Below are 439 nucleotides of genomic sequence, written 5' to 3' on the forward strand. Positions count from 1 at the left end.
CCTATGAACGGCATACTGGGATTTGTAGAACTTCTTAAAGGCAAAGAACTGAGTGGAAGTAAGCAAAAAGAGTATATCGAAATTATAGAGTCTAGTGGAGAACGCCTGCTTACGCTCCTCAACAACCTTATCGACATCTCAAAAATAGAAGCCGGGTTGATGGAGATACACCTTTCTGAAACAAACATCAACGAAGTGCTGGAATTCAATTTCGCTTTTTTTAAACCAATGATGGAGAAAAAACAGCTTCTGTTTACACTCGAACAAAAACTGGCAGTTGAGGATTCAATAGTTTTTACTGATAAGGAGAAAATCTATGCCATTTTTACCAATCTGGTAAAAAATGCTTATAAATACACCCATAAAGGCGAAATTAGGTTTGGCTGCATACGAAAAAACAGTCATTTGATGCTTTATGTAAAAGATACTGGCATAGGAG

General features: G+C 36.9%; 1 protein-coding gene. It reads left to right on the forward strand.

Going from position 1 to position 439, the window contains the following annotated elements; all coding sequences use genetic code 11:
• Window positions 1–439 (forward strand): HAMP domain-containing sensor histidine kinase (locus C6366_RS21125; RefSeq protein ID WP_146164951.1); only part of this gene is annotated, 439 nt, incomplete at both ends.

Source organism: Desulfonatronum sp. SC1 (genome assembly GCF_003046795.1).
In the GTDB taxonomy this organism is placed as follows: Bacteria; Desulfobacterota; Desulfovibrionia; order Desulfovibrionales; family Desulfonatronaceae; genus Desulfonatronum.